The following is a 20414-nucleotide window of genomic DNA, read 5'->3' on the forward strand; positions in this document are numbered from 1 at the left end:
ATGATCCAACTTCTCATGGCATCGGGGCTCGGCCTCGTGTTCTCCATCTTCGGGACCCCCGCGCTCATCAAGCTCCTGGCCCGGCGCGGGTACGGACAGTACATCCGCGACGACGGCCCCACGTCCCACCAGACCAAGCGGGGCACGCCCACCATGGGCGGTGTGGCCATCCTGCTCTCGGTGGTGGCCGCGTACCTCGTGACCCACCTGATCAGCGTGCTCGCCTGGCCCGAGAACGGGGGCATCACCCTCTCCGGGGTGCTGGCCCTGGGACTCATGCTGGGGATGGGACTCGTGGGCTTCCTGGACGACTTCAAGAAGATCTCCAAGAAGCAGAACCTCGGGCTCACCGCCGCCGGGAAGATGATCCTGCAGGGGGCCATCGGCACGGCGTTCGCGGTGCTCGTGCTGTTCTTCCCGGACGCCTCCGGGCACACCCCCGCCTCCACAGCGATCTCCTGGACGCGGGACACCGGACTGGACCTCGCGTTCGCCGGGCCCCTCGTGGGCCTGGTGCTGTTCGTGGTCTGGGTGAACCTGATCGCCACCGGCACCACCAACGCCGTGAACCTCACGGACGGGCTGGACGGCCTCGCCACCGGCGCCTCCATCCTCGTGTTCAGCGGCTACATGCTCATCTCGCTGTGGCAGGCGGGGCACCTGTGCGACACCGTGGGGCAGGCCGCGTGCTACGAGGTCCGCGACCCCATGGACCTCTCGATCGTGGCCGCCGCCCTGGTGGGGGCGCTGATCGGGTTCCTGTGGTGGAACACCTCGCCCGCCAAGATCTTCATGGGCGACACCGGCTCCCTGGGCCTGGGCGGCGCGCTCGCGGCCTTCGCGGTGCTCTCCCGCACCGAGCTGCTGCTCGTGCTGATCGCGGGGCTGTTCGTGGTCATCACCCTCTCGGTGATCCTGCAGGTGGGCTACTTCAAGCTCTCCCACGGCAAGCGGATCTTCAAGATGGCGCCCCTGCAGCACCACTTCGAGCTCAAGGGCTGGCAGGAGGTCACCATCGTGGTGCGCTTCTGGATCATCGCGGGGCTCTTCGTGGCCGCCGCCCTCGGGGTGTTCTACGGCGACTGGCTGCTGCACAACGGGGGCGCGTTCCCCGGCACCGAGGTGCTGCACTGACAGCGTTGCACCGAGGTGCCGCGCTGACCGTGCTGCACTGACACCCCGCACCCGGTTCCCCCAGGGACCCCGGGACCCCCGACGAACGACACCCAGACCAGAGGAAGAAGAGGCACCGACCAGTCATGATGCACGCGAGCAACGAGAACCCCGTCCTGGACAACCCGCGGCTCGCCGAGCTCACCAGCTGGGACGCCGAGTGGTCCGGTCTGCGCGTGGTGGTCGCCGGGATCGGCGTCTCCGGCTTCGCCGCCGCGGACACGCTCATTGAGCTCGGCGCGCTCGTCACGGTCCTGGACTCGGGGGACAACGAACGCAACCGGCAGGCCGCGGACACCCTGAAGATCGTGGGCGCGAGCGACGTCGTTCTCGGCCCGGACGCCATGACCCGCGTCCCGGACGTGGCCGGGGCCCGTCCGGACCTGGTGGTGACCTCGCCCGGGATCCGCCCCACGAACCCGCTGCTCACGGCGGCGCGCGAGGAGGGGATCCAGATCTGGGGTGACGTGGAGCTCGCGTGGCGCGTGAGCGAGCGCCGCGGCCGCCGCACCCCGCAGTGGCTGTGCGTCACCGGGACGAACGGGAAGACCACCACCGTGGGGATGACCGAGTCGATCCTGCAGGCCGCGGGACTGAAGGCCATCGCGGTGGGCAACGTGGGGACCCCCATCCTGGACGCGCTGCGCGACCCGGTGGAGTACGCCGTCCTGGCCGTGGAGCTCTCGAGCTTCCAGCTGCACTGGGCGCACTCGCTGTCCCCGCTGGCCTCCGCGGTGCTCAACGTGGCCGAGGACCACGTGGACTGGCACGGCAGCTTCGAAAACTACCGCGCGGACAAGTCCCGCGTGTACGAGAACACGCGCGTGGCGTGCGTCTACAACGTGGACCAGCCGGGCGCGGAGGAGCTGGTGGAGGCGGCGGACGTGGTCGAGGGCTGCCGCGCGATCGGCTTCACCACGGGCACCCCGGGTCTCTCGATGCTCGGGGTGGTGGACGAGCTGCTCGTGGACCGGGCGTTCGTCGAGGACCGCGCCACGAGCGCGGCGGAGATCGGCTCCGTCGCGGACACCGGGGAGCTCCCCACACGCCACGGGGTGGCCAACGCGCTCGCGGCCGCCGCACTGGCACGCGCGGCGGGAGTGGAGCCGGAGGCCGTGCGGGACGGGCTTCTGGCCTACCGCCCGGGGGAGCACCGGATCCAGCTCGTGGCCGAGACGGAGGGTGTGCGCTGGATCGACGACTCCAAGGCCACGAACCCGCACGCCGCGCAGGCCTCGCTCTCCGCGTTCGACACGGTGGTGTGGATCGCGGGCGGACTGTCCAAGGGCGTGGACTACGACGAGCTCGTGGCGGCCAACGCGAGGCGGCTCAAGGCCGTGGTGGTCATCGGCACCGACGACGCCGCGCTGCTGGGCTCGCTCTCCCGCCTCGCCCCGGAGGTCCCCGTCCTGGCGGCCACGCCGGGCCTGAGCGGTGACGACTCCGACGGCGAGCCCGCGATCGACCCCTCGGACGGGCCCGCGGTCATGCGTCGCGCGGTGCAGCTCGCCGCGGCGCGGGCCGAGCCCGGTGACACCGTGCTGATGGCCCCGGCCGCCGCGTCCATGGACCAGTTCACGGACTACGCGCAGCGCGGCACGTCCTTCGCCCGCAGCGTCCACGAGGAACTGGGACTGGCATGAGCACACGCGCACCCGCACCGACCTCCCCGCAGGGCGAGGCGCCCGAGAGCACACCGCGACCCTCCGGGACGGCACTGAGCACCCGGCTGCGCACCCTGTGGCACCACCTCACGGACGGCCCACTCTTCCACTCCTACTACGCCCTGGCCGGGTGCGTGATCCTGCTGACCGGCATCGGCGTGATGATGGTGCTCTCGGCCTCCGCCGTGGAGTCCATCTCCGACAGCCGCTCCGCGTACTCCCTGTTCGCCAAGCAGGCGGTCTTCGCCCTGCTCGGGCTCGTTCTCATGTTCTCGCTCTCCCTGGCGCCCGCCCGCTGGTACCGCGCCGCGGCCTGGCCCCTGTGGGGTCTCAGCGTGCTGCTCTCGCTGCTGGTCTTCACCCCGCTGGGGCAGGAGGTCAACGGAAACCGGAACTGGCTGGTCCTCGGCGGGCAGTCCTTCCAGCCCTCGGAGCTCGCGAAGCTCGCGCTGTGCCTGTGGCTCGCCGCACTGTTCGCGAAGCAGGGGGACGTGGTGGAGCACGAGTGGAAGAAGGCGCTGTGGCCCTCCCTGCTCGGGTTCCTCGTCCCCACGGCCCTCGTGCTCGGGGGCGGAGACGCCGGCACGGCCATCGTGTTCTGCCTGATCTACGCCGCCGCGCTGTGGTTCGTGCGCGCACCGATCACGATCTTCCTGGGCGGTGCGGCGCTCGCGGTGGTCGGCGGTCTCTTCCTGGTGGTCACCGCCCCGCACCGGCTGGACCGCATCAAGGGCTGGCTCTTCGGCGACTGCGGTGCCACGGACGCGTGCTGGCAGGCGCAGCAGGGGCTCAACGCGCTGGCCACCGGCGGCTGGTGGGGCGTGGGCCTGGGCCAGTCCCGGCTGAAGTACAACTACGTCCCCGAGGCCCACAACGACTACATCTTCTCGATCATCGGGGAGGAGCTCGGCCTCGTGGGCACCACCATCATCCTGGTGCTGTTCATCGTGATGGTGGTTGCCATGGCCAGGATCCTCACCCGCACCCGCAGCACGTTCGTGCGGATCACCACCGCGGGGATCGCCACGTGGCTCGTGGGCCAGGCGTTCGTGAACCTCGGCATGGTCACGGGCCTGCTCCCGGTGATCGGCATCCCCCTGCCGTTCATCAGCTACGGTGGTTCCGCGCTGCTGATGACCATGGCCGCCGTGGGTGTGGTGATGTCCTTCGCCCGGGTGCCGCGCACCGTGCGCGTGGGCCGCGGCCAGGGCCCGGGCGGCTCCCAGATCCTGGATGCCCAGGAGGCCCACGAACAGGGCCTCGACGACGGCGACGGCGCGGCTCGCGGTTCGTGGGTGCAGCGCGTGACCGGACGCTTCGGAAAGGGACGACGATGACTTCCACGCAGGAGAACGCAGCACCGGAGCATCGAGCGGGATCGGCCCGCGTGGTGCTCGCCGGGGGCGGCACGGCGGGGCACATCAGCCCGCTGCTCGCCATCGCCCACGCGATCCGGGAGGAGCGCGAGGACGCGAGCGTGTGCGCCGTGGGGACGGCCTCGGGCATGGAGACCCGGCTGGTCCCCGCCGCCGGCGTGGACCTCGAGCTGATCGGACGCGTTCCCCTGCCGCGCAAGCCGTCCGTGGACCTGCTGCGGCTGCCCCGCCACATGGCCGCCGCCGTGCGCCAGGCGGGCCGGATCCTCGACTCCCGCCAGGCAACCGTGGTGGTGGGTGTGGGCGGCTACGTCTGCACCCCGGTGTACCTGGCCGCCCGGCGTCGGGGCATCCCCGTGGTGATCCACGAGGCGAACGCCAAGCCGGGGATCGCCAACCGGGTGGGCGCGCGCTTCGCGGCCGCCGTGGCCACCGCCTTCCCGGACACCCCTCTGCGGGGTGCCCGGGTGGTGGGCATGCCGATGCGCCGCGAGATCGCCACGCTGGACCGTGCGTCGCAGCGTGCGGCCGCCCGCGCCGCCCTCGGCCTGGAGCCGGACCTGCCCACCGTGGTGGTCACGGGGGGTTCCTCCGGTGCGCAGTCCATGAACCGCACCGTCGAGGCCATTGCCCGTGAGGTGGGGGAGCAGGGCTACCAGCTGCTGCACGTCACGGGACGCGGCAAGGAGCTGCGCACCCCGGAGGGCGAGCTGCTGCGCGCGCCGCACTACGTGCAGACCGAGTACGTGGACGGCATGGAGAAGGTCTACGCGGCGGCGGACCTGCTCGTCGCCCGCTCGGGTGCGGCCACCGTGTGCGAGGTCGCCGCGGTGGGCCTGCCCGCCGTGTTCGTGCCCCTGCCCATCGGCAACGGGGAGCAGGCGCTCAACGCCCGGTCCCTCGTGGCGGCGGGCGGCGCGCAGCTCGTGGCCGACGCCGAGTTCACCCCCCGCTTCTACCGAGACACCGTGGCACCCCTGGTGACCGACGCCGCCCGCCTGGACGAGATGGCCCACGCCTCCGCGGCGCACGGCGTCCGCGACGCCGCCCAGGTGATGGCGCGGCTCACCCTCGACACCGCCCTCGACTGACCCCCGCTTCCCCGCACGCACCCCAGGAGACAACCGTGAACACCCAGCAACCCCTCGACCCCCACGGCCTGGGCCGCGTGCACTTCATCGGCATGGGCGGTGCGGGCATGTCCGCCGTGGCGCGCCTGCTGCTGGCGCGCGGCGTGGAGGTGAGCGGCTCGGACGCCAGGGACTCCGCGGGCCTGCGCGAGCTCGAGGCGCTGGGCGCCACCGTGTTCGTCGGCCAGGCGGGCGAGAACGTCGCGGGGGCGGAGACCGTGGTGGTCTCCACGGCCATCAAGGACAGCAACCCGGAGCTCGCCGCGGCCCGTGCCGCCGGTGCGCGCGTGCTGCACCGCTCCGAGGCGCTCGCCGCCGCCATGCACGGGCGCAACGTGATCGCCATCGCCGGCACGCACGGCAAGACCACCACGAGCTCCATGGCCGCGGTGGCACTGCGGGAGGCGCAGCTCGACCCCTCGTGGGCGATCGGTGCGCACGTGGCGGACCTCGGTGCCAACGCCGGCTTCGGCGAGGGCGACTGGTTCGTCGCGGAGGCCGACGAGTCGGACGGCTCCTTCATGGCCTACCACCCCACGGTGGCCGTGGTGACGAACATCGAGCCGGACCACCTGGACCACTACGGCAGCGCCGAGGCGTTCTACCGGGCCTTCGACGAGTTCTCGGACACCATCCGCACCGGCGGCACCCTGGTGGCGTGCGTGGACGATCCCGGCGCAGCACGCCTGGCCGAGCGGCGTCGTGCGGCCGGCGCGCCGGTGCTCACGTACGGGGCCGACCCCGCGGCGGACGTGGTGGTCTCGGAGGTCACCCCGCTCGGCACCGGCTCCTCGTGCCGCCTCGACTTCCCCGCCGCGGGGGAGCGCCGCACGGCCGAGCTTCGTCTCGCGGTCCCGGGGGCGCACAACGTGGCCGACGCCGCGGCCGCCTTCACGGCGGGGCTCGCCGCCGGCGCGGATCCCGTCCGGCTGCTCTCCGGCCTGGCCGGGTTCCACGGCTCCGCCCGCCGCTTCGACCTGCGCGGCGAGCAGGACGGCGTGCGGGTCTTCGACGACTACGCCCACCACCCCACGGAGGTCGCCGCCGCGCTGACCGCGGCCCGGGACGTGGCGGGAGAGCACCGCGTGCTCGTGGTCTTCCAGCCGCACCTCTACTCCCGCACGCGCGAGTTCGCCGAGCCGTTCTGCCGTGCGCTGGAGCTCGCGGACCTCGCGTGCGTCCTGGACGTATTCGGGGCCCGCGAGCAGCCGGAGCCCGGCGTCACGGGGGAGAGCATCACCCGCTTTGCCGACGGCGCCGCGGTGGTCTCCACTCCCGCGGCCGAGGACGCGGTTGCGGCGGTGGTCGCGCGGGCGGCCCCGGGCGACGTCGTCATGACCGTGGGTGCCGGCGACGTCACCGCGCTCGGCCCCGCGATCCTCTCCGCCCTGGCGCGACGCTGATGGCCCGCTCCCTGCCCCCGCACCAGCCGTCCTTCGGCGGCCGGGCTTCCGACGACGCTCACTCCGAGGACCCCCACTCCGCAGCCCCCGGGTCCGACGGCCACGGCTCCGAGGAGGACTCGGCGGCCGCGGCGCGCCCGGACGAACGCGATCCCGAGAGGGACGCGGACTGGGACGCGGACTGGGGTGTCGGCCCGGGCGAGGAGTTCCACGGTGTCGCGGACGAGCCGCCCGTGGTGCGGGTCAACGACGGCGCCAAGGTCACCCGGGTGGACACGGGCCAGCTCGAGGCGGCTCCGGCGGCGGGGGGACGCTTCTCCACGTGGCGCGCGCGACGCCGTGCCGCCCGCGCCGAGGAGGCGGCCGCCGGGTCGACCGGCGAACCGGAGGATGGCGACGGGGAGGACGCCGACTCCACGGTGCTGCAGTTCCCGCCCAGCACCCACCGGCGCCGCCGCAGACGCCGGCTGATCACGCTGCTTGTCTCCCTCGCGGCACTGGCCCTGCTCGCGCTCGTGGTCTTCTTCTCCCCGCTGTTCGCCACCCGCACGATCGACGTGGAGGGCGCGACGCTCACGAACCCGGACGCGGTGCAGGAGGCGCTCTCCGGATTCCAGGGCGTGCCCCTCACCCGGATCTCGAAGCAGGACGTCAGGGAGTCCCTGGGGGACGTCCCCCAGGTGAAGTCCGTGGACGTGGTCTTCCACCCGCCGCACACGATCGCCGTGCAGCTGCACGAGCGCGTGGGGGTGGCCGTCGTGGAGGACGGCGACTCGCTGGTGCTCGTGGACTCCGAGGGCAAGCCCCTGTCCACCGTGGCGAAGGCCCAGCGCCCGGACGTTCCCCTGGTCTCCGGCGGGCGCGGTGTCCTGAGCACGCAGAAGTTCACGGACGTCTCCGAGGTCCTCGCGGCGCTTCCCGCGGAGGTCCTGTCGAGGCTCGAGAGCGCCGCCGCACCCTCGGGCTCGGCCGTGGAGCTGACCTTCAAGGACGGCCGGAAGGTGCTGTGGGGGGACGCCTCGCAGAGCGATCTCAAGGCACAGGTGGTCGCGGCTCTCGTGAACTCCGAGGCCACCGCGAACGCCACCGAGATCGACGTGTCCGCGCCGCTGCACCCGGTCGTCAAGTGACCGGGACTTCAACCCTCAAGAACGACTTGAAGGGAAGTCCTCTGCGTGACCTGGAGGTTTGCGGGGCAATCGGGTAACACGGCCCGGCATGATATGGAGAACCCCCCCGAGGTTGTTATCCTTACCGTCAACGGAATGGTGTGCCTCCCGGCACCTCAGTCACCCGAGTTTAACGCAAGACTTTAGACTTTTTCAGCGATTCATCCCCGGATAGCGCAAGCCCACGCGAGTTAGGTGCATATGGACTCCTCAACCCCCCAGAACTACTTGGCCGTCATCAAGGTGGTCGGCATCGGCGGCGGCGGCGTCAACGCCGTGAACCGCATGATCGAGGAGGGCCTGCGCGGCGTCGAGTTCATCGCCATCAACACCGACGCCCAGGCCCTGCTGATGTCGGACGCGGACGTCAAGCTCGACGTCGGCCGTGAGCTGACCCGCGGCCTCGGCGCCGGCGCGAACCCGGACGTCGGGCGCCAGGCGGCGGAGGACCACGAGGAGGAGATCCAGGAGGTGCTCAAGGGCGCCGACATGGTCTTCGTGACCGCGGGCGAGGGCGGTGGCACCGGCACCGGCGGCGCCCCCGTGGTTGCCCGCATCGCCCGCTCGCTGGGTGCCCTGACCATTGGTGTGGTCACCCGCCCGTTCACGTTCGAGGGCCGCCGCCGCTCCAACCAGGCCGAGAACGGCATCGAGACGCTGCGGGACGAGGTGGACACGCTCATCGTGATCCCCAACGACCGTCTGCTCTCCATCTCGGACCGCAACGTCTCCATGCTGGACGCGTTCAAGTCCGCGGACCAGGTGCTGCTCTCCGGCGTCTCCGGCATCACGGATCTCATCACCACCCCGGGCCTGATCAACCTCGACTTCGCGGACGTCAAGTCCGTGATGCAGGGTGCGGGCTCGGCGCTGATGGGCATCGGCTCGGCGCAGGGCGAGGACCGCGCGGTCAAGGCCGCGGAGCTCGCCATCGCGTCCCCGCTGCTCGAGGCGTCCATCGACGGCGCCCACGGCGTGCTGCTGTCCATCCAGGGCGGCTCGGACCTCGGCCTGTTCGAGATCAACGAGGCCGCCCGTCTGGTGCAGGAGGTCGCCCACCCGGAGGCGAACATCATCTTCGGTGCGGTGATCGACGACGCCCTGGGGGACCAGGCGCGCGTCACCGTGATCGCCGCGGGCTTCGACTCGGTGTCCCAGGAGACCAACGCGAACAACTCCTCCCCGGCTCAGCGCCAGGCGGAGAACACGCGTGCGACCTTCGGCGGGGATGCCTCGCGTCCCTCGGGCCTGGGCCGTTCCCCGCAGCGCGGTGGGAACTCCTACGCCGCTCCCACGAGCGGTTTCGGCTCGCGCCAGAACCAGAACGACGACATCCCGGACGACGCCGGGTTCGACGTGGACCTGCCCGCCGAGTCGGACGCGCCGTCCTCCTCGAGCTCCGCGGCCCGCAAGGACTCGCTGGACTTCCCCGACTTCCTGAAGTGAGGCGGCGGGCGCTCGGCGCCCGCTGACACGCCGTCGCCCCTCGGGGACGGTGGCAGGAGATCGGACACGGCGCGGGAGCGCTGAGAAGGGGGTGGCCACCGCTGCGGTGGCCACCCCCTTCGGCGTGTGCCCGGCGAGACCAGACAGGAAGGCCCGACCTAGCGGGGCGGGGTCACAACAGTCGGCCCCGGAGAACAGCGAGGAGAACCAGCATGTGGTACCGCACGGACAGCGGCGGCGTCGGCGTGGCGTTCACTGACGTCGCGGAGGGCAACCTCGCCGCGCACACGGGTGACGAGCCCGCAGAGGTGGCGCGGCGGCGTCGTCGTGTGGAGGCGGAGCTGGGAACGGGGCCGGTGCGCTACGCGTGGCAGGTGCACGGGACCGCGGTGCACGACGTCACGGGCACGGCGTTCGACGCCGCAGACCCGCTCGCCTCCCCGGAGGCGGACGCGGTGGTCAGCGCGGACGGCACTCCCGTGGGGATTCTCACAGCGGACTGCCTCCCGGTGGTGCTCGTGGGCCGGCGGCCGGGGAGAGTTCCGGTGCTCGCGGTGGCCCACGCCGGGCGCCCGGGCCTGCTGGCCGGCGTGCTGCAGGAAACCGTGGCGGCCGTGCGGGCCCACGGGGCCCTGGATCTCGAGGCCTGGATCGGGCCCGCCGTGTGCGGGGCGTGCTACGAGGTGCCCGCCGAGATGGCGAGGGAGGCGGAGGAGACGCTGCCGGGCGTCGCGACGACGACGTCGTGGGGCACGGACGGTCTCGACCTGCCGGGTGCCGCGCGCTCGCTCCTGGAGGAGCGCGGGGTGCGGGTCCGGGAGGAGACCGCGGACCGCGCCGCGTGGTGCACGCTGGAGAACGACGAGTTGTACTCGTACCGCAGGGACAAGACCCCGGGCCGGCTCGCCGGCCTCGTGTGGGTCAGCGAGGAAGGTGGGCGTGATGAGTGAGATCGGTGACGGAGTGGATCCGCAGGACGCCGGGCGCACGGCGGAGCTCGCGCAGCGGCTGTCCGCCGTGCGGCGGCGGATCCTGGACGCGGCCGCCCAGCGCGAGGAGGACCGCTCCCACGGGGGCGAGCTGCCGTCGCTCGTGGTCGTGACCAAGTTCTTCCCCGCGCAGGACGTCCTGCGGCTGCGGGAGCTGGGGGTGCGCGCGGTGGGGGAGAACCGGGACCAGGAGGCGGGGCCCAAGGCCGCCGAGGTCACGGCCGTGCTGGCCGAGCGCGAGCCGCCCGTGTCCCCGCCCGTGTGGCACTTCGTGGGCCAGCTGCAGTCGAACAAGGCCAAGCACGTGGTGCGCTACGCCGCGTGGGTGCACTCGGTGGACCGCACCTCGCTGGTCACGGCGCTCGGCAGGGCGGTGCGCAACCACCGGGAGGCGGTGGCCGCCGGGGATGCCGAGCCGGGACCGTGCGCCACCGAGGACCTCACGTGCCTGCTGCAGGTGGACCTGGACCCCGCGGCCACCCCGGAGAGCTCACGGGGCGGTGCACACCCGGACGCTGTCCCCGAACTTGCACGTGCTGTGGCCGAGACGGAGGGCCTGCGGCTGGGCGGGGTGATGGCCGTCGCACCCCGGGACACCGATCCCCGCGAGGCCTTCGACAGATTGTGGGGGATCTCGCAGGAACTGCTGCTGGAGCACCCGGAGGCCCGCGCCGTCTCGGCCGGGATGAGCGGCGACCTCGAGGCCGCCGTGGCCGCGGGGGCCACGCACGTGCGCATCGGATCGGATGTTCTCGGGCCCCGGCCCGCCGTGCGGTAGCGTAAAGGACTGACGATACGCGGGCCGATCCCACTCGGCCCGTTCAGTGATTGAGGAGAGAATATGGCCGGAGCGCTGCGTCGCACCATGGTGTATCTCGGGCTGGCCGAGAGCGACGACGAGTACATCTCCGAAGACACCCCCCGCCCCCGGGACACCCCCCACACGGTCTCGAACAGGCCCGCTGCCGCGGCGAACGAGGCTGGCAGCACGGCGGTCAGCCGCCGGAGCCCCGAGTACCGAGCCCCCGTGACCCCCATCAAGCGGGCTCCCAGTTCCCGAGAGGACGACAACGAATTGCGCACCATCACCACCGTGCACCCCCGGTCGTACAACGACGCCAAGTCCATCGGCGAGGCCTTCCGCGACGGCACCCCCGTGATCATGAACGTCTCGGACATGGGCGAGGCCGAGGCCAAGCGGCTGGTGGACTTCGCGGCGGGCCTGGTCTTCGCCCTGCACGGCTCCATCGAGCGGGTCACCGCCAAGGTGTTCCTGCTGACCCCGTCCTTCGTGGAGGTCCGGGACCAGGGCCACACGGACGAGATCGACGAGGACGCGACGGCCCACGAGCAGGTCGAAGGCTGAGACCATGAGCCTGGTGCTGTCGATCGTCTACCTGGTGGTCCACGTGCTCTACATCGCGCTGCTGGGACGCCTGGTCCTGGACTGGGTGCAGATGTTCGCGCGCAGCTGGCGTCCCAAGGGCCTGGCCCTGGTGGTGGCGTCCGCGGTCTACTCGGTGACCGACCCGCCCATGAACGCGCTGCGCCGGCTGGTCCCGCCGCTGCGCTTCGGCGGGGTGGCGCTGGACCTGGGGTTCCTGATCCTGGTCTTCGTCATCAGCATCCTGCAGTCGGTGCTGGGCACCATCCTGTTCAGGCTCTGAGCACCGGGCCCGGTGACCTGCGGCGGCGCCCGCCCGCGAGGAGCAGGGGCCCGCTGAGCGCTATTGTGGAGCAGAATCCCTCCGCGGGTTCCCAGCGCGCCTGAGCGCGCGGGGATCCAGCAGCATTTTCCGAACAACACGATCCGTACAACACGAGGAGTGAGAAGATCCATGGCTCTGACACCCGAAGACGTCATCAACAAGCGGTTCCAGCCCACCAAGTTCCGTGAGGGCTACGACCAGGACGAGGTGGACGACTTCCTGGACGAGGTGGTCGTCGAGCTGCGCCGCCTGACGCAGGAGAACGAGAACCTGCGCAAGCAGGTGGAGACCCTCGGCGGCACCCCGGACGAGTCCGCGGCCACCTCCGAGAGCGTCTCGGAGACCACCACTACGTCCGCCTCTACCGGCTCCGGCTCGCACGCCGGGGACGCCACCTCGGCGAACGCGACCCAGACCGCGCCCGCCGAGACGACCCCGGTCGCCGAGGCGAGCGAGCACCGCACCACGGACACCGCCGCAGCGGAGACCGCGGGCACGACGTCGTCGGCCCAGACCGCCACCGGCGCCCAGACGGGTGCCGCGACCGGGGAGTCCGCGCAGTCCGCCGCCGCCGTGCTGGCGATGGCCCAGAAGCTGCACGACGACTACGTGACGCAGGGTAAGCAGGAACGCGAGCGCCTCATCACCGAGGGCCGAGTCCAGGCGGACCAGCTCGTCTCCGAGGGCAAGCGCATCAAGGAGGAGACGCTGTCCTCGCTCGAGCGCGAGAAGGTGGACCTCGAGTCCAACGTGGCAAAGCTGCGTTCGTTCGAGAAGGACTACCGCAGCAACCTCAAGACCTTCCTCAACGGCCAGCTGCGGGACCTCGACAACACCGGGTCCCTGGAGCCGACCGAGTCGGTCTCCACCGCGGGCAAGCGCCCCGGCACCAAGTAGGACGCCTGTGAGCGATAGCTCCACCCACGCAGCGGCGGCACCCGTCCCCACCCGGGCGGGCCGCCGCTGCGTCGTGGTGTCCCTGGTGGTGGCCGCGCTGCTCTACGCGGGGGACCAGGCAAGCAAGCTGTGGGTCGTGGACAACCTCGTGCTCGGCCGCGAGTACCCGGTGGTCCCGGGCCTGCTGTGGTGGCAGCACATCCGCAACAGCGGCGGGGCGTTCTCGCTGGGCTCCGGTGCCACCTGGGTCTTCACGCTCGTGATGGCCGCCGTGGTCGTGGCGATCCTGTGGCACCTGCGCCGGGTCCGCGACCCCCTGTGGGCCCTCGCACTGGGGCTGGTGCTGGGCGGCGCGCTCGGGAACCTGACCGACCGCCTGTTCCGGGAACCGGGGTTCGGGCGCGGGCACGTGGTGGACTTCATCGCGGTGCCCCATTTCGCGATCTTCAACGTGGCCGACTGCGGCGTGGTGGTGGGCATCGGCCTGGTGCTGCTGCTGATCCTGCTCAACCGGGACTCGGGGGTGGCTCGTGAGCGCTGAGCGCACCCGCCCCACCGGCTCCGAGCCGGAGTACGTGAGCGAGCGGTTCACGGCGTCCCCCGAGCTGGAGGGTACCCGGCTCGACGCCGCCGTGGCCGCCTGGACGGGCCTGTCACGCTCCGCCGCGGCGCAGCTGTGCGAGCAGGAGCGGGTCTCCCACCGCGGGCGGCCCGTGGCCAAGTCTCACCGGGTGGCGGCGTCCGAGACCTACACCGTGGAGGTCCCCGTGCCCGAGGACCCCGAGCGCATTGCGCCGCAGCACGTGCCGGACCTGCGCCTCGTGGAGGTCAACCCGAGCTACGTGGTGGTCGACAAGCCCGCCGGAGTGGCCGCGCACCCCTCGCCCGGGTGGAAGGGGCCCACCGTGGTGGGCGCCCTGGCCGGTGCCGGGATCTCCGTGGCGACCTCCGGCGCCCCCGAGCGCCAGGGCATCGTGCACCGGCTGGACGTGGGAACCTCCGGACTGATGGTCGTGGCCCGGGAGGAGAGCGCGTACACGCAGCTCAAGCGTGCGTTCAAGGAGCGCACGGTGACCAAGGTCTACCACGCCGCGGTGCAGGGCATCCCGGACCCGCTGAAGGGCACGATCGACGCGCCCATCGGACGCCACCCCGGCCACGAGTGGCGCTTCGCGGTGCTCGCGGACGGGCGCCGCTCCGTGACCCACTACGAGGTGCTCGAGGCGTTCGGGCGGGCCTCGCTCGTGGAGGTGCACCTGGAGACGGGGCGCACCCACCAGATCCGCGTGCACTTCAACGCGCTGCAGCACCCGTGCTGCGGTGACCTCACCTACGGGGCGGACCCCGCGCTGTCCGCGGGCCTGGGGCTCACGCGGCAGTGGCTGCACGCCAAGCGGCTGGGGTTCACGAGCCCCGTCACGGGGGAGTACGTGGAGTACGAGAGCCCCTATCCCACGGACCTCGCGTACGCCGTGGAGACCCTGCGGGAGGGTGGCCCGCAGCTCTGAGGCGATCCGGCGGCGTCGGGCCCGCGGGTCCGGCCAGGCGTCCGTCGTGCGGGCCCGGGGCAGGGGTGCGGTGCCAGACGCTTGGCGTGCGGTGCGTGGTTCCTGGCCGCCGGGCACGACGTCGTGGCGCGGCTGTGAGGGACGTCCCGCCCCCGCGGGCGGTGGGTGTCGGAGCCGCCGCCTAGACTTGTCCCGTGACTTCGGCGACCGGCAAAAAAGGCTTCACCCATCTCCACGTGCACACCGAGTACTCCATGCTGGACGGTGCCGCGCGCCTGAACGACCTCTTCGAGGAGTGCCACCGGCTGGGGATGGACTCCCTGGCCACCACGGACCACGGGTTCGTCTTCGGGGCCTTCGACTTCTGGAACAAGGCCCGCGCGGCCGGCATCAAGCCGATCATCGGCGTGGAGGCCTACCTGACCCCGGGCACGGCCCGGCAGGACCGCACGCGCGTGAAGTTCGCGGACGGCGGGCGCGACGACGTCTCCGGTGCCGGTGCCTACACGCACATGACCCTCCTCGCGCAGTCCAGCGAGGGCATGCAGAACCTCTTCCGCGCGTCCACGAAGGCGTCCCTGGAGGGCCAGCTCTACAAGCCGCGCATGGACCGGGAGCTGCTCAACCAGTACGGCAAGGGTCTGATCGCCACCACCGGCTGCCCCTCCGGCGAGGTGCAGACCCGGCTGCGGCTGGGCCAGTACGACGAGGCGGTCAAGGCCGCCGCCGACTTCCGGGACATCTTCGGCGCCGAGAACTTCTACTGCGAGCTCATGGACCACGGGCTGGGGATCGAGAAGCGGGTCACCGGCGACCTGCTGCGCCTGGCCAAGGACCTGAACCTTCCCCTGGTAGCCACCAACGACCTGCACTACACCCACGCGGAGGACGCCAAGTCCCACGCGGCGCTGCTGTGCGTGCAGTCCGGCTCCACCCTGCAGGACCCCAAGCGCTTCAAGTTCGACGCGGACGAGTTCTACCTCAAGTCCCCGGAGCAGATGCGCGAGGTGTTCCGGGACTTCCCGGAGGCGTGCGACAACACCCTGGAGATCGCCGAGCGCTGCGAGGTGGACTTCGACACCTCCGCCAACTACATGCCGCGCTTCCCCACGCCGGAGGGCGAGGACGAGACCTCGTGGTTCATCAAGGAGGTCGAGAAGGGGCTGCACTACCGCTTCCCGGGCGGCATCCCGGACGACGTCCGCGAGCAGGCGGAGTACGAGAAGAAGATCATCATCCAGATGGGCTTCCCGGGCTACTTCCTGGTGGTCGCGGACTTCATCAACTGGTCCAAGGACAACGGGATCCGCGTGGGCCCGGGGCGTGGCTCCGGCGCCGGTTCCATGGTCGCGTACGCCATGCGCATCACCGAGCTGAACCCCCTGGCGCACGGGCTGATCTTCGAGCGGTTCCTGAACCCGGACCGCGTGTCCATGCCCGACTTCGACGTCGACTTCGACGACCGCCGCCGCTCCGAGGTGATCCACTACGTCACGGAGAAGTACGGCGACGAGCGCGTGGCCATGATCGTCACGTACGGCACCATCAAGGCCAAGCAGGCGCTGAAGGACTCCTCGCGCGTGCTGGGCTACCCGTTCTCCATGGGGGAGCGGCTCACCAAGGCCATGCCGCCGGACGTGATGGGCAAGGGCATCTCCCTGCAGGACGTCTACGACGAGGACGCCAAGCGCTACGACGAGGCCGGGGAGCTGCGCGAGATCCTCGCGGACGACCCCGAGTCCATGAAGGTCTTCGAGACCGCCCAGGGCCTGGAGGGGCTCAAGCGCCAGTGGGGTGTGCACGCGGCCGGCGTGATCATGTCCTCGGACCCGCTGATCGACATCATCCCGCTGATGCGCCGCGAGCAGGACGGGCAGGTCATCACGCAGTTCGACTACCCCACGTGCGAGGGCCTGGGGCTGATCAAGATGGACTTCCTGGGGCTGCGCAACCTCACGATCATCTCGGACGCCCTGGAGAACATCACGCTCAACCGGGACGGCTTCGTGCTGGACCTGGAGCACCTGCCGATCGACGACGCCGGGTCCTACGACCTGCTCGCGCGCGGTGACACCCTGGGCGTGTTCCAGCTGGACGGCGGGCCCATGCGGCAGCTGCTCAAGCTGATGCGCCCGGACAACTTCGAGGACATCTCCGCGACCATCGCCCTGTACCGCCCGGGGCCCATGGGCGCGAACTCCCACACGAACTACGCGCTGCGCAAGAACGGCGCGCAGGAGATCACACCCATCCACCCGGAGCTCGCGGAGCCGCTCTCGGAGATCCTGGGCACCACCTACGGCCTGATCGTGTACCAGGAGCAGGTGATGGCGATCGCCCAGAAGGTGGCCGGCTACTCGCTGGGCCAGGCGGACATCCTGCGCCGTGCCATGGGCAAGAAGAAGAAGGCGGAGCTGGACAAGCAGTACAAGGGCTTCCACCAGGGGATGATCGACCGCGGCTACTCGGAGGCGGCGGTCAAGGCCCTGTGGGACATCCTGCTGCCGTTCTCGGACTACGCGTTCAACAAGGCGCACTCGGCGGCCTACGGACTGGTGTCCTACTGGACCGCGTACCTCAAGGCGCACTACCCGGCCGAGTACATGGCGGCGCTGCTGACCTCGGTGGGCGACGACAAGGACAAGCTCGCCATGTACCTCACGGAGTGCCGTCACATGGGCATCACCGTGCTGCCGCCGGACGTGAACGAGTCCGAGCTGAACTTCACCCCTGTGGGCACCGACATCCGCTTCGGCATGGGTGCGGTGCGCAACGTGGGCGCCAACGTGGTCCAGGCCATGGTGGGTGCGCGCAACGAGGAGGGCAAGTTCACCTCCTTCAACGACTTCCTGGCGAAGGTCCCGGCCGTGGTGTGCAACAAGCGCACCATCGAGTCCATGATCAAGGCCGGTGCGTTCGACCAGCTGGGCCACACGCGCCGGAGCCTGGTGATGTGCCACGAGCAGGCGGTCGAGGACGTCGTCGCGCAGAAGAAGAAGGAGGACAACGGCGAGTTCACCTTCGACATCTTCTCGATGGGCGGTTCGGACGACACGGAGCAGGAGACGTTCTCCGTGGAGGTCCCGGACGTCCCCGAGTGGGAGCGCAAGGACCTGCTGGCCTTCGAGCGCGAGATGCTGGGCCTCTACGTCTCGGACCACCCGCTGCGCGGTCTCGACGACGCCCTGGGCCAGTACACGGACACGGCCATCGCGCCGCTGCTCACGGAGGAGAACACCCGGCCCGACGGCGCCGTGGTCACCATCGGGGGCATGATCACCTCGCTCTCGCGGCGGATCGCGAAGACCTCCGGCAACGCCTATGCACGCGTGGAGCTGGAGGACCGCTCGGGTTCCATCGAGGTGATGTTCTTCGGCAAGGCGTACGCGCCGATCGCCGGGGTCCTGACCGAGGACCTGATCTGTGTCATCAAGGGGCGGATGCAGCGCCGCGACGACGGCTCCATCTCGATCTCCGCCCAGGAGCTCACGGTGCCGGAGCTCAGCGTGGACGGCTCCTCCGGGCCGGTGTGCGTGGCGCTGCCGGAGCACCGGGCCACCGAGGCCACGATCCGCCGGATCGGCGAGGTGCTGCGCAACCACAAGGGGGACTCGGAGGTGCGCATCCACCTGGACACGCGCCGCAGCACCCAGGTCATGCGCCTCGGTCCGGAGTACCGTGTGAACCCCTCGCCAGCGCTGTTCGGGGACCTCAAGGTGCTGCTCGGTCCGGCCTGCCTGGAGGCGTGAGCCGAGCCGCGCGAGGCCGCCGCGGTGTCCGGGCCACCACGGCGGCGCACCGGTCCGTTCCTCCCCGGTCCGCTCCCGACGGCGCCCGGTGACGGGCGGTGCCCCGTGACGCGCGGCGCCGAGGCCTCGTCCGCTCGCGCCCCGTCCGATTGACGCGCGATTGTAGACTGAAAACGTGACTGAGCAACCCCTGATCCCCGCGTCCACCGCCACCCCCGGCTCGTACCTGCGGGTCACCGACCTGCGGGGGACGCACCTGGGCTGGAGCGAGCTGCGCGCCGCGGTGCCCCGGCAGGCGCCGTCGTCGGTCGTGGACGCCGAGGACGCGGTGCGGGGGATCATCGAGGACGTGAAGGCTCGCGGAGCACGTGCTCTGCGCGAGCTCGCCCGGAAGTTCGACGGCGTGGAGCAGGAGCGCATCCGGGTGGCGCCCGAGGAGATCGAGCGCGCCGTCGCCGCCCTGGACCCGGCCGTGCGGCACGGTCTGGAGTCCGCGATCGAGCGGACGCGGGCGTTCGCCGCCGCACAGCGCCCGTCGGACGTGACTATCGAGGTGGCTCCCGGTGCCACCCTGCACCACCGCTGGACTCCCGTGCGGCGCGCGGGGCTCTACATTCCCGGCGGGCTGGCCGTGTACCCGTCCTCCGTGGTGATGAACGTGGTCCCGGCCCAGGCGGCCGGGGTGGAGACCGTGGTGCTGTGCTCCCCGCCGCAGAAGGAGTTCGGGGGCCTGCCGCACCCGGTCGTTCTCGGCGCGGCGGGGCTGCTGGGCGTGGACGAGGTCTGGGCCGTGGGCGGTGCGCAGGCGCTCGCGGCCATGGCGCACGGCGTCGTGGACGGCGAGGACGTCCTGGAGCCCGTGAACACCGTCACCGGCCCGGGCAACATCTTCGTGGCCATGGCCAAGCGGCAGCTGCGCTCGGTGGTGGGGGTGGACGCCGAGGCCGGGACCACCGAGATCGCGGTCCTGGCGGACGACTCCGCCGACCCCCGCTACGTGGCCGCGGACCTGATCTCCCAGGCGGAGCACGATCCGGCCGCCGGTTCCGTGCTGATCACGGACTCCCCGGAGCTGGCGCGCGCGGTGGAGGAACAGCTCACCGTGCAGGTCCCCGAGGCAAAGCACCGGGAGCGGATCATGACCGCGCTGAGCGGGCCGCAGTCCGGGGTGGTGCTCACCGACGACCTCGACGTCTCCGTGGCCGTGGCGGACGCCTACGCCGCGGAGCACCTGGAGATCCACACGCGCGGCGCGAGCGAGGTGGCCGCCCGGATCCGCAACGCCGGCGCCGTCTTCGTGGGACCGTACAGCCCCGTGCCGCTCGGCGACTACGCGGCCGGGTCCAACCACGTGCTCCCCACGGGCGGCACCGCCGTGTTCAGCTCAGGCTTGCAGGCGGCCTCCTTCATGAAGGCCGTCCAGGTGATCGAGTACTCGCGCGAGGCGCTGGCCGCGCTGGAGGAGGACATCGTGGCACTGTCCGCGAGCGAGGACCTCCCTGCCCACGGGCGCGCGGTCACGCTGCGCGGCGAGGACCGTGGCACGGGCGCCGACACCGACACCGTCTCGGGGGGCTGAGCCGTGCACTGTCCGTTCTGCCGCCACAACGACTCGAAGGTCGTGGACTCCCGCACCTCCGACGACGGCACCTCCATCCGGCGACGCCGCCGCTGCACCGAGTGCGGCCGCCGCTTCTCCACGCTGGAGACCACCTCCATCTCGGTCATCAAGCGCTCCGGGGTCACCGAGCCGTTCGACCGGCAGAAGATCGTCAACGGCGTGCGCAAGGCGTGCCAGGGGCGGCCGGTGAGCGAGGACGACCTCGCGATGCTCGCCCAGGAGGTCGAGGAGTCGATCCGCGCCTCGGGCAGCGCGGAGGTGGAGGCCCACGACGTCGGGCTGGCCATCCTCCCGCCGCTGCGCCGCCTGGACGTGGTCGCCTACCTGCGCTTCGCGTCCGTCTACCAGGCGTTCGAGGACCTCGAGGACTTCGAGCGGGCCATTGACGTGCTGCGCGACCAGCAGGCGGAGCTCGCCGGGCAGCAGACGCTCGTGCCGCCGGCCGGGCAGAACGCCCCGGCCCGACGCCGCTCGACGCGTCGCATCGCGACCGCCCCGGACACCGCGCCCGTTCAGGACAGTGCCAAGCCGTCGGCCGACTCGGACACGGAAGCGCCCACCGCCGAGACCGCCGCGGCTG

At 71.5% G+C, this 20414-nt stretch carries 16 protein-coding genes and 1 pseudogene; all 17 read left to right on the plus strand.

Annotated features, from left to right (window positions below; translation table 11 throughout):
• The gene (mraY, locus tag D8M39_RS02555) at positions 1-1134 is read left to right on the plus strand and encodes a phospho-N-acetylmuramoyl-pentapeptide-transferase (protein ID WP_055083153.1); all 1134 of its coding nucleotides are present in this window, start codon (positions 1-3) and stop codon (positions 1132-1134) included.
• A gap of 125 nt (positions 1135-1259) precedes the next feature.
• Positions 1260-2816 (plus strand): UDP-N-acetylmuramoyl-L-alanine--D-glutamate ligase, encoded by a 1557-nt coding sequence (gene murD, locus D8M39_RS02560; RefSeq protein WP_174233419.1) that lies wholly within the window; start codon positions 1260-1262, stop codon positions 2814-2816.
• Positions 2813-4174 (plus strand): putative lipid II flippase FtsW, encoded by a 1362-nt coding sequence (gene ftsW, locus D8M39_RS02565; RefSeq protein WP_094393728.1) that lies wholly within the window; start codon positions 2813-2815, stop codon positions 4172-4174. Before murD ends, ftsW begins: the two co-directional genes overlap by 4 nt.
• Positions 4171-5304, plus strand: coding sequence for an undecaprenyldiphospho-muramoylpentapeptide beta-N-acetylglucosaminyltransferase (murG, locus tag D8M39_RS02570; RefSeq protein ID WP_094393730.1), 1134 nt, complete (start codon positions 4171-4173; stop codon positions 5302-5304). Before ftsW ends, murG begins: the two co-directional genes overlap by 4 nt.
• 35 nt (positions 5305-5339) lie before the next feature.
• Positions 5340-6746 carry a UDP-N-acetylmuramate--L-alanine ligase gene (gene murC, locus D8M39_RS02575; RefSeq protein WP_126874324.1) on the plus strand — a complete coding sequence of 469 codons (1407 nt, stop codon included), beginning with the start codon at positions 5340-5342 and terminating at the stop codon, positions 6744-6746.
• Positions 6746-7876 carry a cell division protein FtsQ/DivIB gene (locus D8M39_RS02580; protein WP_055083145.1) on the plus strand — a complete coding sequence of 377 codons (1131 nt, stop codon included), beginning with the start codon at positions 6746-6748 and terminating at the stop codon, positions 7874-7876. Before murC ends, D8M39_RS02580 begins: the two co-directional genes overlap by 1 nt.
• A 240-nt stretch (positions 7877-8116) precedes the next feature.
• Entirely contained in the window at positions 8117-9361 is a 1245-nt protein-coding gene (gene ftsZ, locus D8M39_RS02585; protein WP_126874325.1) for a cell division protein FtsZ, read from the plus strand.
• Positions 9362-9573: 212 nt separating this feature from the next.
• Positions 9574-10311 (plus strand): polyphenol oxidase family protein, encoded by a 738-nt coding sequence (locus tag D8M39_RS02590; protein ID WP_055083142.1) that lies wholly within the window; start codon positions 9574-9576, stop codon positions 10309-10311.
• Entirely contained in the window at positions 10304-11128 is an 825-nt protein-coding gene (locus D8M39_RS02595; protein WP_055083173.1) for a YggS family pyridoxal phosphate enzyme, read from the plus strand. Before D8M39_RS02590 ends, D8M39_RS02595 begins: the two co-directional genes overlap by 8 nt.
• Positions 11129-11191: 63 nt before the next feature.
• Positions 11192-11716 (plus strand): cell division protein SepF, encoded by a 525-nt coding sequence (locus D8M39_RS02600; RefSeq protein ID WP_094393736.1) that lies wholly within the window; start codon positions 11192-11194, stop codon positions 11714-11716.
• Between the two features lie 4 nt (positions 11717-11720).
• Complete coding sequence (locus D8M39_RS02605) at positions 11721-12017, plus strand: YggT family protein (protein ID WP_055085761.1); 297 nt, start codon at positions 11721-11723, stop codon at positions 12015-12017.
• A gap of 171 nt (positions 12018-12188) precedes the next feature.
• On the plus strand, positions 12189-12956 hold the full coding sequence (locus D8M39_RS02610; protein WP_126874326.1) for a DivIVA domain-containing protein: 768 nt from the start codon (positions 12189-12191) through the stop codon (positions 12954-12956).
• Positions 12957-12963: 7 nt separating this feature from the next.
• Complete coding sequence (lspA, locus tag D8M39_RS02615; RefSeq protein WP_055085757.1) at positions 12964-13497, plus strand: signal peptidase II; 534 nt, start codon at positions 12964-12966, stop codon at positions 13495-13497.
• The gene (locus D8M39_RS02620; protein WP_238693924.1) at positions 13487-14464 is read left to right on the plus strand and encodes an RluA family pseudouridine synthase; all 978 of its coding nucleotides are present in this window, start codon (positions 13487-13489) and stop codon (positions 14462-14464) included. The genes lspA and D8M39_RS02620 overlap by 11 nt, the downstream gene beginning before the upstream one ends.
• Positions 14465-14718: 254 nt before the next feature.
• Positions 14719-18213, plus strand: a complete 3495-nt coding sequence (gene dnaE, locus D8M39_RS02625) for a DNA polymerase III subunit alpha (RefSeq protein ID WP_238693926.1) — start codon at positions 14719-14721, stop codon at positions 18211-18213.
• A gap of 175 nt (positions 18214-18388) precedes the next feature.
• The gene (gene hisD / locus D8M39_RS02630) at positions 18389-19792 is read left to right on the plus strand and encodes a histidinol dehydrogenase (RefSeq protein WP_126874327.1); all 1404 of its coding nucleotides are present in this window, start codon (positions 18389-18391) and stop codon (positions 19790-19792) included.
• A gap of 3 nt (positions 19793-19795) precedes the next feature.
• A pseudogene (gene nrdR, locus D8M39_RS12890) lies at positions 19796-20254 on the plus strand (transcriptional regulator NrdR); the annotation flags it as partial.
• Positions 20255-20414: the final 160 nt, after the last annotated feature.

Source organism: Kocuria sp. HSID17590 (genome assembly GCF_003989485.1).
Lineage (GTDB): Bacteria > Actinomycetota > Actinomycetes > Actinomycetales > Micrococcaceae > Kocuria > Kocuria salsicia.